We start from the raw sequence: 15,146 nt of genomic DNA, 5'->3' as shown, positions 1-15,146 counted from the left end.
CGGGTGAGAGGTGATGGGTGGGAGGTGATGAGTGAGAGGTGGTGGGTAGGGGGTGGTGGCCGTTCCGGCCCGGACGCCGTGTCCGGGCCGGAACGAGGCCGGGTTCAGACCTCGTCGAGGTCGCCCTCGAGGAAGGCGCGCAGTTCGTCGTCGGAGACCTCGTCGGCGGCCTGCCCCGGCGCCGACGGCACGGGACCGACGGCGGTCCCGGCGGCCGCGTCGTCGTCGAGCCGGGCCAGCAGTCCGCTGAGCCTGCTGCGCAGCCGCTCCTGGACGGCGCTGTCCAGGACCGACGCGGTGAACTGGGCTTCCAGGGCGTCGAGACGGTCGAGGACCGGGGAGGTGGCCGGCTGCGCCTCGTGGGTGAGGCGTTCCAGGAGGTGCGCGGCGAGCCGTTCCGGCGTCGGGTAGTCGAACATGAGGGTCGCGGGCAGTCGTGCTCCTGCGAGGGCGCCGATGCGGTTGCGCAGTTCGACGGCGGTCAACGAGTTGAACCCGCTGTCCAGGAACCCTCCTTCCGGGTCGATGGAGTCGGGGCCCTCGTGCCCGATGACCAGGGCCGCCTGAGCGAGTACGGCGTCCAGGACGACGGCGTGCCGGGCATCCGGGGCGAGCCCGGCGAGGCGGGTGCGCAGCTCGCCCTCCGCGGGCGCCGCCGACGCGGCGGTGGCCGGTGCGGCCCGGTGCCGGGGGCGAGCCGGGACGAGGTCGCGCACCAGGTCCGGGACCGAACCGTCAAAGGCGCGTAGCCCGGCCGGGTCGAGGTCGACGGGCGCGTGGTACGGATCCCGGGAGCGCAGCGCCGCGTCGAGCAGGGCGAGCGCGTGGGTGGTCTCCATGGGCCGCAGTCCGCTGCGGGCGATGCGGCGCATGTCCGCTTCGCCGAGCTTGCCGGTCATGCCGCTGCGTTCGGCCCACAGACCCCAGGCGAGGGACTGGACGCGGCGTCCGCCGGCGGCGCGGCGGGCAGCGAAGGCGTCGAGGAAGGCGTTGGCGGCCGAATAGTTGCCCTGACCCACGCCGCCGAGGGTTCCGGCGATCGAGGAGAACAGAACGAGCGCGGCACCGGTGTCGCGGGTGAGTTCCTCCAGCAGGACGGTCGCGTCGGCCTTGGCCCGCAGCACCGTGTCGACGCGCTCGGGAGTGAGCGACTGCACGATGCCGTCGTCGAGGACGCCCGCGGTGTGGACGACGGCGCGGAGCGGCCGGTCGGCGGGGATGTCACCGAGCAGGGCGGTCAGGGCGTCGCGATCGGCGACGTCGCAGGCCGCGACGGTGACGTGGGCCCCGTGGCCGCTGAGCTCCTCGTGGAGTTCGGTCATGCCCTCGGCCGCCGGGCCGCGCCGTCCGGCCAGCACCAGGGAGCGCACGCCGTGGGCGGAGACCAGGTGGCGGGCGATCTCCCGTCCCAGGATGCCGCCGGCCCCGGTGACCAGGACGGTGCCGTCGGCGAATGCGCCGTCCGCCGTCTCGGCGGGCGGCGCCGCCTGGGTGAGCCGGGGTGTGAGCGCGGTGCCCTCGCGCAGGGCGATCTCGCTCTCGTCCGAGGCCAGCACGGCCGGCAGCCGTGCCAGGGAGGCGGCACTGCCGTCGTGGTCGATCAGGGCGAAGCGGCCCGGGTTCTCGGCGCGCGCCGCACGGACCAGGCCCCAGACGGCCGCCTGGGCCGGATCGGTACGGGGCGCGTCCCCGGATCCGGTGGTGACGGCGTGCCGGGTCAGCACCACCAGCCGGGAGGCGGCCAGGCCGTCCTGCGCCAGCCAGCCGGTGAGCAGGCTCAGCGCGTGGGTGGTGGCACGTCGCGTGGCGGCGGTGACGTCGGCGTCCGCGTCGGACCGGGTGTCGGGTATCGCCGCCAGGACCGTCGCGGGCACGGCTGCGCCGGTGGCGGCGTACAGCGCGGCGGGGTCCGGGTGCCGTACGGCGGCGCCGAACGCCGGTGTGTCGGGCGGCAGCACGCTGCCGACGAGATGCGGCGTGGCGACGGGCGCCGTGTCGATGGCGGCGGGCGTCCAGCGGATCCGGTGCAGTGCGCCGCGCCCCGGAGCGGACGGCAGGGCGCTGGTGTCCACGGGGCGCAGGGTGAGCCCGTCGATGTCGGCGACCCGGCGTCCCTCGCCGTCGAGGAGGCCCACCCGGTAGGTGTGCTCGCCGACGGGGGTGAGTCGCACGCGCAGCGCGGTGGCGCCGGCGGAGTGCGGGACGACGTCGGAGAAGGTGAACGGCAGGACGCTGCCGGTGCCCGCGGCGGGGGTCAGGGCCACCGTGTGCAGGGCGGCGTCCAGCAGGGCGGGGTGGACGCGGAACCGGTCGGCGCCCTGCAGGTGTTCGCCCTCCTCCGGGGCGATCTCGGCGTACACGTCGTCGCCGTCGCGCCAGGCCGCGCGCAGCCCGCGGAAGGCGGGGCCGTAGGCGAAGCCGGCGGCGGCGATGCGGTCGTACAGGCCGCTGACGTCCACCGGGGTGGCGGTCGCCGGCGGCCAGGCGGCCGGCAGAGGTGCGGGAGCGACGGCCGACGGCGTGTCGGTGAGGGTGCCGTCGGCGTGCCGCGTCCAGGAGGCGCCGGGGGCGGGTCGGGAGTGCACCGAGAGGGCGCGGTCGCCGTTGCCGTCGGGTGCCGAGACGGACACCTGGAGCTGGACGGTGCCGTTCTCCGGGAGCACGAGCGGCGTCTGGAGGGTGAGGTCGCCGATCCGGGGGGCCCCGACGTGCGCGCACGCCTCCATGGCGAGGTCGAGGAACGCGGTGCCGGGGAAGAGGATGCGGCCGTCCAGGGCGTGGTCGGCGAGCCAGGGCCGGTCGTTGACAGAGACGGTTCCCGTCAGCACGACGCCGGAGCTGTCGGCGAGGGCGACGGCGGCGGTGAGCAGCTGGTGGCGTACGGGGTCCAGGTCCGTGCGGGTGCTGTCGGAGCCGGTCGCCTCGAGCCAGTACCGGCGCCGCTGGAAGGGGTAGGTGGGCAGGTCGGTGCGGACGGCTCCGGAGGGGGTGAACCAGCTGTCCCAGTCCACGCGGTGGCCGTGGGTGTGCAGCCGGGCGAGGGCGGTGGTCAGCGAGGCGTCTTCTTCGGCGTCGCGCCGCAGCGTCGGCACGAGGGTGGCGACGCCGTCGAGGCAGTCTCCGGCGAGCGCGGTCAGCACGCCGCCCGGGCCGATCTCGACGTAGGTGGTGACGCCCTGTTCCTCCAGTGTGCGCATGCCCTCGCGGAAGCGGACGGCCTCGCGCACCTGGCAGACCCAGTAGGTGCCGTCCATCGGCTCGTCGGCGGTGACGGGGCGTCCGGTGACCGTGGAGACCACCGGCAGGGCGGGGGCGGAGTGGTCGAGGAGCGCCGTGTGTGCGGCGAACGCGTCGAGCATGTCGTTCATGTGGTGGGAGTGGAATGCGTGACCGACCTGCAGACGGTGTGTCTTGCGGCCCCGGTCGGCCAGTTCGGCCGCCACCGCGGTGACGGCTTCCTCGTCGCCGGACAGGACGGTGGCGAGCGGGCTGTTGACCGCCGCGACGGACACCCGGCCCTCGTGGGCGGCGAGCAGCGGTGTCACCTCCTGCTCACCGGCCTGTACGGAGATCATGACGCCGTCCGTCGGCAGGTTCCCCATGAGTTTTCCGCGCACGGCGACGAGCCGGCACGCGTCCTCCAGGGTGAGTACCCCCGCGATGTGGGCTGCGGCGATCTCGCCGACCGAGTGTCCGAGCACCGCGTCGGGCCGTACGCCCAGGCTCTCCAGCAGGCGGTACAGGGCGACCTGGACGGCGAAGAGTCCGGCCTGGGTGTAGGCGGTGCGGTCCAGGAACGCCGCCTCGGGACTGCCCGGTTCGGCGAACAGGACGTCGCGCAGGGGCAGTTCGAGTTCGGCGTCGAGGTGGGCGCAGGCCTCGTCGAGGGCGTCGGCGAAGGTCTCGTACCGCTCGTACAGGACCCGTCCGGTGGCAGCCTGCTGACTGCCCTGTCCGGAGAAGAGGAAGGCCACCTTGCCCCCGCGGGCCCGGCCGGTGGCGAGCAGCGGGTGCTCCCGGCCCTCGGCGAGAGAGGTGAGCGCGTCGGTGAGTGCGGCGGTGTCGCCGGTGGTGACGGCCGCGCGGACGTCGTGGTGGGCGCGTGTGGTGGCCAGGGAGAGCGCCAGGTCGGCCGGAGCGCTGTCCGGGCGGGCGGCGATGTGGGCGAGGAGACGGCGGGCCTGGGCGCGCAGGGCGGCGTCGCCACGGGCCGACAGCAGCCACGGCAGGGTGCGGCAGGAGCCGTCGGCCGGACGGGCCTCCACCGGGGCGGATGTCTCGGGTTCTTGGATGATCACGTGTGCGTTGGTGCCGGAGACGCCGAACGAGGAGACACCCGCGCGACGCGGGGTGTCACCGGGGGCCCAGTCGCGCGCCTCCCGCAGCAGGCGCACGGCGCCGGACGACCAGTCGATGTGCGGGGACGGCCGCTCGGCGTGCAGGGTGCGCGGCAGGACGCGGTGACGCATCGCCATCACCATCTTGATGATGCCGGCGACGCCGGAAGCGGCCTGTGTGTGGCCGATGTTGGACTTCAGCGCCCCGAGCCACAGCGGCCGCTCCGCAGGCCGGTCCTGACCGTAGACGGCCAGCAGCGCCTGCGCCTCGATGGGGTCGCCGAGGGTGGTTCCGGTGCCGTGCGCCTCGACGGCGTCGACGTCCAGCGGGGAGAGGCCGGCGGAGGCCAGCGCCTGTCGGATGACCCTCTGCTGGGCGGGTCCGCTGGGTGCGGTGAGTCCGTTGGAGGCGCCGTCCTGGTTGACGGCGGTGCCGGCGACGGTGGCGAGCACGGGGTGGCCGTTGCGGCGGGCGTCCGACAGGCGCTCCAGCAGGAGCAGGCCGACGCCCTCGGCCCAGCCCGCGCCGTCGGCCTCGGCGGCGAACGGCTTGCAGCGGCCGTCCGGCGACAGCGCACGCTGCCTGCTGAACTCGACGAAGGTGTCCGGGGTGGAGATCACGGTGACACCGCCGGCCAGGGCGAGTTCGCACTCCCCGGACCGCAGGGCCTGCACCGCCAGGTGCAGGGCGACCAGGGAGGACGAGCAGGCGGTGTCGACGGTGACGGCCGGTCCTTCCAGACCGAAGGTGTAGGCGATGCGTCCCGAGGCGACGCTGCCGGCGCTGCCGGTGGCCAGGTAGCCCTCCAGCTCCTCGGGGGCCTTGCGGGCACGGCTGCCGTAGTCGTTGTAGTTGGATCCGACGAAGACGCCCGCGCGGGCGCCGCGGATGCGGTCCGGATCGATCCCGGCGCGTTCGAACGCCTCCCAGGACGTCTCCAGCAGCAGCCGGTGCTGCGGGTCGATGGCCACGGCCTCGCGGGGGGCGATCCCGAAGAACGCGGGGTCGAAGCGGTCGGCGTCGTGCAGGAAGCCGCCGTGCCGGGCGTACGAGTGGCCGATGCGGTCGGGGTCGGGATCGTAGAGGTTCTCGACGTCCCAGCCGCGGTCGGCGGGGAACGGTGTGATGGCGTCGGTGCCGTCGGCGACCAGTTGCCACAGATCCTCGGGTGAGACGACACCGCCGGGGAAGCGGCAGCTCATGCCGACGATGACGACCGGGTCGTCGTCGACGGCCGCCGTCGGCAGTTCGGGCAGCGGCTCGGCGGCCGCCCCCGTACCGAACAGTTCTCCGTCCAGGTAGGCGGCGAGGTCTCCTGCGGAGGGGTGGTCGAAGGCGAGCGTGACCGGCAGACGCAGCCCGGTGGCCTCCGCGAACCGGTTGCGCAGTTCGACGGCGGTGAGCGAGTCGAAGCCGACGTCCCGGAAGGCACGCCCGTCGGGGACCGCGCCGGGATCGGCGTGGCCGAGAACGGCGGAGGCCTGGGCGCGGACCTCGGTGACCAGCGCGGCACGGCGCTCCGCCGGGGCCAGCCCCGCGAGGCGCTGGACGAGCGGCGGTCCGTCGACGGAGTCGGCCTTCTTCTCGCCGCTCTCCGTGGAGAGCGGCGCCCGGGCCTCGGGGAGCTCGCGCAGCGCGGCGAACGCGCGGGCGGTGATCAGCTTCCAGTCGACGTCGGCGACGATCAGGAACTCCTCGTCCTGCTCCAGCGCCTTCTGCAGGGAGGCGATGGCGAGTTCGGGGTCCATCGGGGGTACGCCGTCGCGGCGCAGCCGCTCGGCGACCTCCTCCCCGACCATGCCGCCGCCCGCCCAGGTTCCCCAACCGATGGAGGTGGCGGGCAGTCCCTCCGCCCTGCGGCCGGCGGCCAGGGCGTCGAGGAAGGCGTTGGCCGCGGCGTAGCTGCCCTGTCCGGGACCACCGAGGGTGCCTGCCATCGACGAGAACAGCACGAACGCGTCGAGGTCGAGATGGCGGGTGGCGGCGTCGAGGGCGAGCGCCGCGTCGGCCTTGGGTCGCAGGACGTCATGGGCGCGCTGCGGGGTGAGCGCGTCGATGAGGCCGTCGTCGATGATGCCGGCGGTGTGCACCACTGCCGTGAGGGTGCCGCCGCCGGGCAGGTCGTCGACGAGGCGCCGCACCGCGTCGGCGTCGGCGACGTCGCAGGCGACGACGGTTGCCGGGGTGCCCGACTCGGCGAGCTCGGCCACGAGTTCGCCGGCGCCCGGCGCGTCGGGGCCGCGCCGGGAGGCGAGCACGAGGTGTTCGGCGCCACCGCGTGCGAGCCAGCGGGCGACGTGCCGGCCGAGCCCGCCCGTGCCGCCTGTCACCAGGACGGTGCCGGACGGCTGCCAACTGCCCTCCGGCCGCGGCCCGTCACCGGCGCGCACCAGCCGCCGGGCGAAGAGTCCGGAAGCGCGCACCGCGAGGTGGTCCTCTTCGAGCGTCCCGGACAACGCGCCGATCAGCCGGCGCGCCGCACGGTCGTCGAGCGTGCCGGGCAGGTCGACGAGCCCGCCCCAGCGCTGCGGGTACTCCAGGGCGGCGATGCGGCCGAGACCCCAGGTCATCGCCTGCAGAGGGCTGGTCAGCCGGTCGCTGCGGCGCACGGAGACAGCGCCGCGCGTGGCACACCACACCGGGGCGTCCAGGCGGACGTCCCCGAGCACCTGAAGCAGAGTCGTGGTCAGGACCAGGCCGGTGGGCAGCACGCCCTCGGCCGACCAGGGGGACTCGTCCAGCGCGAGCAGCGACAGCACGCCACCGACCTCGACGCCGTCGGCCAGGGCGCGCAGGAGGTCGGCCATGCGGTCACGTTCGGCGTCCGGGCCTCCCACGACGAGGACGCGGGCCCCGGCCGGCCTGTCGCCGATCGCGGCGCGCACATCCCTGACGAGGGGGTCGTCCTCGTATCCGGCCGGTACGACGAGCAGCCACGTGTTCACCAGCTCGTGGGTGCGTGCGGGCTGTTCGGTGCGGGGCCGCCAGGCGACCCGGTATCGCCAGCCGTCGAGAGTGGAGTGGTTGAGCCGGTCTCGCCGCCAGGACGACAGGGCGGGCACCACCTCGGCGAGTGAGCGCACGTCATCGAGTCCGAGGCTGTCGGCCAGGGAATCGAGATCGTGGTTGTCCACGCTGGCCCAGAACCCGTCGTCGGGAAGGTTCACCCCGCCGGACGTCCCGGTGTCGGCAGCGGTCTGCGGGGCGGTCGGCTCCAGCCAGTAACGGCTGCGCTGGAACGCATACGTCGGCAACTCCACCCGACACGGCGACAACCCCGCAAACACCGGCCCCCAATCAACCCCGACACCCCCCGCCCACGCCTCACCCAACGACAGATAGAACCGCCCCAGACCACCCTCACCCCGACGCAACGAACCCACCACCACCGCATCCGAACCCACAGCCTCGACCGTCTCACCGATCGGCACCGTCAACACCGGATGCGGACTCATCTCCAAAAACGCCCCAAACCCCTCCCCCACCAAACGCCGCACCACCGGCTCCAACAACACCGTCTGCCGCAAATTCCGGAACCAATACCCCCCATCCAACACCGCACCCTCAACCCACTCACCCGACACCGTCGACAAAAACGGCACCGACGGCACCAACGCCACAACCGAACCCAACGACCCCGCCAACTCCTCCTCCAACGCCTCCACATGAGCCGAATGCGACGCATAATCCACATCAATACGCCGCACCCTCACCCCCGACCCCTCAGCAAACTCCACCAACTCCTCCAACGCCCCCACATCACCCGACACCACCGTCGACGACGGACCATTCACCGCCGCCACCGACACCCGACCACCCCAACGCCCCACCAACTCACCCACATCCTCAGCAGGAAGAGCCACCGACACCATCCCCCCACCACCCGCCAACGCCACAATCGCCCGCGACCGCAACACCACCACCCGCGCACCATCCACCAACGACAACGCACCCGCCACCACCGCAGCAGCAATCTCCCCCTGCGAATGACCCACCACCGCAGCCGGCCGCACACCGAACGACTCCCACAACGCAGCCAACGACACCATCACCGCCCACAACACCGGCTGCACCACATCCACCCGATCCAACCCAGGCGCACCCCCCACCCCCCGCACCACATCCACCAACGACCACTCCACCAACCCCTCCAACGCCACCCCACACTCACCAAACCGCGCAGCGAACACCGGCGACACATCCAACAACTCCACCGCCATCCCCACCCACTGCGCACCCTGCCCCGGAAACACGAACACCGGGTCAACGGTGTCGCCGATACGCCGGGTGGCGCCCCGCGCGACGGCGGTGCCGGACGTTCCGGCGGCCAGAGCGCGCAGTGAGGCGACGAGGCTGTCGCGGTCGGCGCCGACGACGGCCGCACGCTGCTCCAGCGCGGCACGGCCGGTCAGGAGGGAGTGCGCGATGTCGACGGGATCGCCGTCCACGCTCTCCAGATGGGTCAGCAGCTGCTCGGCCTGGGCGCGCAGCGCGTTGTCCGAGCGTGCGGACAGCAGCCACGGCACGACGGTGCGGGGCGGGTCGGCGACGAGCGGTGCCGGCTCCTCCGCGGCGAGCGGCGACTCGGGCTCCTCGAGGATGATGTGGGCGTTGGTGCCGCTGACGCCGAAGGAGGAGACGCCGGCCCGGCGAGGCCGGCCGTCGCTTTCCCAGGGGCGGGTGTGCGCGAGGACCTCGACCTGTCCTGCCGACCAGTCGACGATCGGGGAGATCTCCTCGGCGTGCAGGGACTTCGGCAGGGTGGCGTGCCGTATGGCCTGCACCATCTTGATGATCCCGGCCATGCCCGAAGCGGCCTGGGTGTGGCCGATGTTGGACTTCACGGACCCGAGCCACAACGGGCGGTCGCCGTCACGCTCCTGGCCGTAGGTCGCCAGCAGGGCCTGCGCCTCGATCGGGTCACCCAGCCTCGTCCCCGTACCATGCGCCTCCACCACGTCCACATCCGCCGCCGACAGACCCGCGTCCGCCAACGCCGCACGGATCACCCTCTGCTGCGCGAGACCGTTCGGAGCCGTCAACCCGTTCGACGCACCGTCCTGGTTGATCGCCGAACCCCGCACCACCGCCAGCACCTGATGCCCCAGCCGACGCGCGTCCGACAACCGCTCCAGCAACAGCACACCCACACCCTCGGCCATGCCCATGCCGTCGGCTTCGGCGCCGAACGCCTTGCAGCGGCCGTCGACGGCCAGGCCACGCTGACGGCTGAAGCCGACCAGGCCGATGGGCTCGCCCATGACGGCGGCGCCGCCGGTCAGTGCGAGGGAGCACTCGCCCGAACGAAGAGAGCGCATGGCCTGGTGCATGGCCACGAGCGCGGAGGAGCATCCGGTGTCCATCGTCACGGCCGGCCCTTCGAGGCCGAGTGTGTAGGAGATACGGCCGGAGGCGATGCTGGTGACGGTGCCGGTGATGAGGTGGCCTTCGAGTCCCTCCGGCACGCCCCCGCTCGCTCCGTAGCCCTGGTGGGACACGCCGACGAAGACTCCGGTGTCGCTGCCGCGCAGGCTGTCGGGGGCGATGCCGGCCCGCTCCAGGGTCTCCCAGGCGGTCTCCAGCAGCAGTCGCTGCTGCGGGTCCATCGCGGTCGCCTCACGCGGCGAGATCCCGAAGAAGGCCGCGTCGAACTCGGCCGCGTCGTGCAGGAATCCGCCGTCGCGGGCGTAGGTGGTGCCCGCTCGGTCCGGGTCGGGGTCGTACAGGTTCTCCACGTCCCAGCCGCGGTCGACGGGCAGGGACGAGATGGCGTCGGTCTCGTCGAGGACGAGCTGCCAGAAGTCGTCCGGTGAGTGTGCTCCGCCGGGGAAGCGGCAGCCCATGGAGACGATGGCGATCGGTTCGTCCTCACGGGCCGGGCGGGCCGCCGGAAGGGCCGGGAGTGCGGTGGGCCGCTCCTCGGCGGTGTCGTCGACGAGCTGTCCGCGCAGATGGCGCGCGAGGTCGCGGACGTTGGGGTGGTCGAAGACGATCGCGGCGGGCAGCGTGAGGCCGGTCGCCTCGTTGAGGCGGTTGCGGAGTTCGACCGCGGTGAGGGAGTCGAATCCGAGTTCGCGGAACGCACGTGTGGCGGCGACGTCGTTGCCGTCCGCGTAGCCGAGGACGGCGGCGACCTGGGTGCGGACCACTTCGGTCAGGGTCCGGTCGCGTTCCGCGGAGCTCTGGCCGGCGAGTTCCGCGCACAGGTCACCGCCGCGTTCCGAGGCGCGGTCGAGGACGGCCTCGTCGGCCCGCATCGCGGCGGCCACCTCGGGGACCTCATGCAGCAGGGGTCGGGAGTGCGCGGCGGTGAAGACGGGGACGAATCGCTCCCAGTCGATGTCGGCGACGGCGAGGAAGGTCTCGTCGTGGTCGAGTGCCTGCTCGAGGCCCGCGACGGCGAGTTCGGCGTCCATGAACGGGATGCCCCGCCAGCGCAGTTGCTCCCGAACGACGTTGACGGCCATGCCTCCGCCCTCCGGGCTCCAGATGCCCCAGGCGAGGGACATGCCGGTCAGCCCGCGCGCTCTGCGATGGTCGGCGAGTGCGTCGACGTACGCGTTCGAGGCCGAGTAGGCGCCGTGGTCGCCGCTGCCCCAGGTGCCGGCGACGGAGGAGTACAGGACGAAGGCGTCCAGCCGGTCGTGGTCGAAGAGTTCGTCGAGGTTGACGGCGCCGAGCAGCTTGGCGCGGGCTCCCTCGGCGAAGAAGTCGAGGTCGGTGTCGGCGAGGGAGGCGAGCATGCCGACGCCCGCGGTGTGCACGACGGTGCGGATCGCGGGGCCGTCGGACTCCACCTGCTCGACGAGACGGTGCAGCGCTTCCCGGTCGGCGACGTCGCACGCGGCGATGGTCACCCGGCAGCCCAGAGCGGTCAGTTCCTGCCGCAGCGCTTCCGCGCCCGGCGCCTGGTCCCCGTGGCGGCTGGTCAGCACCAGATGCTCGGCGCCCTTGCGGGCGAGCAGTCGAGCCGTGTGGGCGCCGAGGCCGCCGGTTCCTCCGGTGATCAGCGCGGCGCCGCTGGTGCTCCAGGACCGCGATGCGCTGCGGCCGGACAGGGGGGTGCGGACGAGCCGTCGGATGTGGGCGCTCGCCCCGCGCAGGGCGATCTGGTCCTCGTCGCCTCCTGCGGCGAGGACGGCGACCAGAGCGCGCGCGGTATCGGGGTCGGGTGCGGAGGGAAGGTCGACGAGTCCGCCCCAGCGCCGCGGCTGCTCCAGGGCGACGACGCGGCCGAATCCCCAGAGCGCGCCCTGTATCGGATGGCTGACGTCGTCCCCGTCACCGGTGCTGACGGCCTCGCTGGTCAGGAGCCACGTCCTGGCCTCGATGCCGGCGTCCAGCATGCCCTGGACCAGGACCAGCGAGGACATCATGCCGACGGTCGCACCCGAGTGGTCCGGGGCGAGGCGCTCGTCGAGGGCCAGCAGGGACACGACGCCGCGCACGGAGTCCGTTCCGGCGAGGCGGTCGGTCCCGGTGTCGGGCCCGGCTACGGCGGCCGTGAGGCGCGCGGCGACGAGTGCGCGGTCCAACTCGTCGGCGGCCATCGCGAAGGTGACGGCGGTCGCGCCCGCCTCGCCCAGGGCGTCGGCGACGGCGGCGGCCAGCGGCGACCGGACATGCTCTTCGGGGACGACGAGCAGCCAGGTCCCCTCGAGCGCGGCCCCTTCGTCGAGCTGATACGGCCGCCAGGCCACCCGATAGCGCCAGCCGTCCAGCTTCGCCCGGCCCTGCCGTCCCCGGTGCCAGGCCGACAACGCCGGCAGGAGATCACCGAGACCACCGGTCTCGTCCAGCCCGAGCGTGCCCGCGAGCCCTTCGAGGTCACCCTCCTCGACGGTCCGCCAGAACTCCTCCTGCACCGGATCCACCCCGGCCCGCACCTTCGGCAGATCCAGCCAGTAACGGCTGCGCTGGAACGCATACGTCGGCAACTCCACCCGACACGGCGACAACCCCGCAAACACCGGCCCCCAGTCAACCGCCACACCCCCCGCCCACGCCTCACCCAAAGAAAGGTAGAACCGCTCCAGACCACCCTCACCCCGACGCAACGAACCCACCACCACCGCATCCGAACCCACAGCCTCGACCGTCTCACCGATCGGCACCGTCAACACCGGATGCGGACTCATCTCCAAAAACGCCCCAAACCCCTCCCCCACCAAACGCCGCACCACCGGCTCCAACAACACCGTCTGCCGCAAATTCCGGAACCAATACCCCCCATCCAACACCGCACCCTCAACCCACTCACCCGACACCGTCGACAAAAACGGCACCGACGGCACCAACGCCACAACCGAACCCAACGACCCCGCCAACTCCGCCTCAAGCACCTCCACATGAGCCGAATGCGACGCATAATCCACATCAATACGCCGCACCCTCACCCCCGACCCCTCAGCAAACCCCACCAACTCCTCCAACGCCCCCACATCACCCGACACCACCGTCGACGACGGACCATTCACCGCCGCCACCGACACCCGACCACCCCAACGCCCCACCAACTCACCCACATCCTCAGCAGGAAGAGCCACCGACACCATCCCCCCACCACCCGCCAACGCCACAATCGCCCGCGACCGCAACACCACCACCCGCGCACCATCCACCACACTCAACGCACCCGCCACCACCGCAGCAGCAATCTCCCCCTGCGAATGACCCACCACCGCAGCCGGCCGCACACCGAACGACTCCCACAACGCAGCCAACGACACCATCACCGCCCACAACACCGGCTGCACCACATCCACCCGATCCAACCCAGGCGCACCCCCCACCCCCCGCACCACATCCACCAACGACCACTCCACCAACCCCTCCAACGCCACCCCACACTCACCAAACCGCGCAGCGAACACCGGCGACACATCCAACAACTCCACCGCCATCCCCACCCACTGCGCACCCTGACCCGGAAACACGAACACCGGGTCGAGGGGGGAGCCGGGGCTCTCGGTGAGGCCGCGGGCCGCGCTCGTGGGTCGTTCACCCCGGGCCAGGGCGCGCAGGCCGTCGACCAGGCCCTCGTGGTCCGTGCCGACGACGACGGCGCGCTCCTCCAGCGCGGCGCGACCGGTGGCGAGCGTGTGGGAGACGTCCACGGCGGAGAGGCCGCCGGACTCGACGCGGTCGAGCAGCCGCTGTGCCTGCTCCTTCAGCGCGGCCTCCGACCGGGCCGACAGCATCCAGGGCAGGACGACACCGGTCTTCTCCGCCTTGTCCGCCGCCCTGTCCGCCGCCTTGGCACCCGTCGCGTTGGCACCCGTCGCGTTGGCACCCGTCGCCTCGGCGCCCGTCGCCTCGGCGCCCGTCGCCTCAGTGCCCGTCGCCTCGGCATTCGTCGTCTCGGCGGCTTCCGCCGGTTCGGCGGCCGGCGCCTGCTCGAGGACGACGTGCGCGTTCGTGCCGCTGCCTCCGAAGGAGGAGACGCCCGCGCGGCGCGGCCGTCCGGTGTCCGGCCAGTCGACCGCCTCGGTGAGCAGACGCAGCGTGCCGGAGGACCAGTCGACGTGCGGGGTGAGCTCCTCTCCGTGGAGCGACTTGGGAGCGACGCCGTGCCGGAGCGACTCGACCATCTTGATGATGCCCACGACACCGGAAGCGGCCTGGGTGTGGCCGACGTTGGACTTCAGGGAACCGATCAGCAGCGGGCGGTCGCCGTCGCGCTCCTGGCCGTAGGTGGCCTGCAGCGCCTGTGCCTCGATCGGGTCCCCCAGCTTCGTCCCCGTGCCGTGCGCCTCCACCACGTCCACGTCCGCCGCAGACAGACCCGCGTCCGCCAACGCCGCACGGATCACCCGCTGCTGCGACGGACCGTTCGGAGCCGTCAACCCGTTGGACGCACCGTCCTGGTTGATCGCCGAACCCCGCACCACCGCCAGCACCTGATGCCCCAGCCGACGCGCGTCCGACAACCGCTCCAGCAGCAGCACGCCGACGCCTTCGCCCCAGCCCGTGCCGTCGGCGCCGGCCGCGAAGGGCTTGCAGCGGCCGTCGGCGGCCAGGCCGCGCTGACGGCTGAACTCGATGAAGTTGCGCATGCTGGCCATGACGGTGACACCGCCCGCGACCGCCATCGAGCACTCGCCCGAGCGCAGCGCCCGGACCGCGAGATGGAGGGCGACCAGCGAGGAGGAGCACATGGTGTCGAGGCTGACGGCCGGTCCCTCGAACCCGAAGCTGTAGGAGATGCGCCCCGACAGCACGGCGGCGGATCCGCCGGTCAGCAGGTGCCCTTCGATGCCCTCGGGCGCACGGGTGCCGTCGGGCGCGTAGGCCTGGTTGCTGGCGCCGACGAACACACCGGTGGAACTGCCCCGCAGGGTCGTGGGGTCGATGCCGGCCCGTTCGAACGCCTCCCAGGTGGTTTCCAGGAGCAGTCGCTGCTGCGGGTCCATCGCCGTCGCCTCACGCGGCGAGATCTCGAAGAACCCGGCGTCGAACTCGGCCGCGTCGTGCAGGAAGGCGCCCTGGCGGACGTAGCTGGTGCCGATGCGCTCCGGGTCGGGGTCGTACAGCGCCTCGATGTCCCAGCCGCGGTCGGTCGGCAGGTCCGAAACGGTGTCGACGCCGTCGGCGACGATCCGCCACAGGTCCTGCGGGCTGCGCACTCCACCGGGCATGTGACAGGCGGTGGCCACGATGGCTATGGGCTCGTGCGCCCGCGTCTCCAGGTCGGTGAGCCTGTGACGGGTCTGTCGCAGGTCCGTGGTGACGCGCTTGAGGTAGTCCCGCAGCTTGTCCTCGGTGTTGTGCGTGTTGGCCATGCCGGTCAGCCCTTCGAGAATCGGGAA

General features: G+C 72.7%; 1 protein-coding gene. It reads right to left on the bottom strand.

What is annotated here, in order from left to right:
* Positions 1–104: 104 nt before the first annotated feature.
* Positions 105–15,119: a type I polyketide synthase gene (locus QF032_RS35465; RefSeq protein ID WP_307059289.1), complete on the bottom strand. Its 15,015-nt coding sequence runs from the start codon at positions 15,117–15,119 to the stop codon at positions 105–107.
* Positions 15,120–15,146: the final 27 nt, after the last annotated feature.

This window comes from Streptomyces achromogenes, from assembly GCF_030816715.1.
Taxonomy (GTDB): domain Bacteria; phylum Actinomycetota; class Actinomycetes; order Streptomycetales; family Streptomycetaceae; genus Streptomyces; species Streptomyces achromogenes_A.
This window is presented reverse-complemented; position numbering and strand designations above follow the sequence as displayed.